Source organism: Polaromonas sp. DSP2-3-2b2, assembly GCF_049895905.1.
GTDB lineage: Bacteria > Pseudomonadota > Gammaproteobacteria > Burkholderiales > Burkholderiaceae_C > Polaromonas.
Genome location: NZ_JAFCTH010000056.1, coordinates 1 through 1,212, shown reverse-complemented (window position 1 = coordinate 1,212; position 1,212 = coordinate 1). Strand labels below are relative to the sequence as shown.

Below are 1,212 nucleotides of genomic sequence, written 5' to 3'. Positions count from 1 at the left end.
GAGGCCGGGAGGGATCGCGTCGGCTGGCAAACAACCAGTCATCTGCCTTAGCACCCGAGCGGCAGGCGCGCCAGTACAGGCGCAATTGGTCAAGCAGCTCGTGCGTGAGAAGGCTGTAGCGGTCCTTAGCGCCCTTGCCCTGGACGACACGGATGCACATGCGGTCCGGGGCCGAATCGATGTCGCAGCCGCGCAGGTGACACAGCTCATTGAGGCGCAGGCCGCTGGCATACGCCGTCATCAGGAAGGTGCGCGCCTTGATCGGCATCGGCGCGTCCAGCAACGCGGCCACCTCGGCGCGCGAGAGCAACTCGGGCAGACGCTGCGGGATACGCCCGAGCGGAATCTTGACGCGGCGCTCGCGCTGACCCAGCACGTCGCAGATCAAAAACCGGATGGCGCACGAGGTCGTGTTGACGGTCGAGCGCGAGCGGTGGCGTTCCTGGAGCAAATGCAACAAGTAGGCCTGGATCTGCTGGTCGCTCAGCAACTCCGGGCTGCAGTCGTGGTAGCGCGCCAGTTGCTTGACGGCCGTCACATAGGTCCATTGGGTGCGCTGGGCAAAGCCGCGCAGCACCATCGCATCGAGCATGCGTTGGCGAAGAGGTGTCATGACAAATCTCCCTGAAAGCGGGGACCATTCCCCGCTTCCAAGGTTTCACCTCAATGCCGTTCAAGGCAAGCACCGCGCAGAACAACGACGCCCTGCCGGTCTGCGCACACCCGCCACCGCGTCAGCGGTTTAGTTCAACGGTTTTTATCAATGGTTAAAGAGCGGAGAAAATAATGGCTCTTAGCACCCTGACGAGCTCTGCAGGAGAATATTTTGAGATTACGTGAACCGATGTACGAAAAGCTGCAGGCGCAGAGGCTGTACGAGAGTTGCAAGAGATTTGATCTGTTTCAATCTGGCCTTGGAAGCAATCTCCCGTTGCGACGGAAGTGACGGCCCGTTAAATGTTGCATCCGACGAACTGCTGGGGCATCTCCCCGGACGTGACCTGCACTGACCGGCCTGGATCGGGCTGCACAGGTCTGCACAGGTCTGCACAGGTCTGCACAGGTCTGCACATGGTTGTCCTGAATTTTCAGTAGCGCCTGCGCGCGAACCCCTAGCAGGCCGCTGAAATACCAAAAAGCAAAGCCTTCCGGTTTCCTGTCTCACCGGATAATCTGAAGCGGTCCCTTTTCTAACCCGAGACAAACCCAGTT

General features: G+C 59.8%; 1 protein-coding gene. It reads right to left on the bottom strand.

Annotated features, from left to right (window positions below; all coding sequences use genetic code 11):
* Positions 1 to 613: tyrosine-type recombinase/integrase (locus tag ACP7AD_RS18525; RefSeq protein ID WP_426166406.1), on the bottom strand; the 613-nt coding region annotated here is incomplete at its 3' end.
* Positions 614 to 1,212 lie beyond the last annotated feature (599 nt).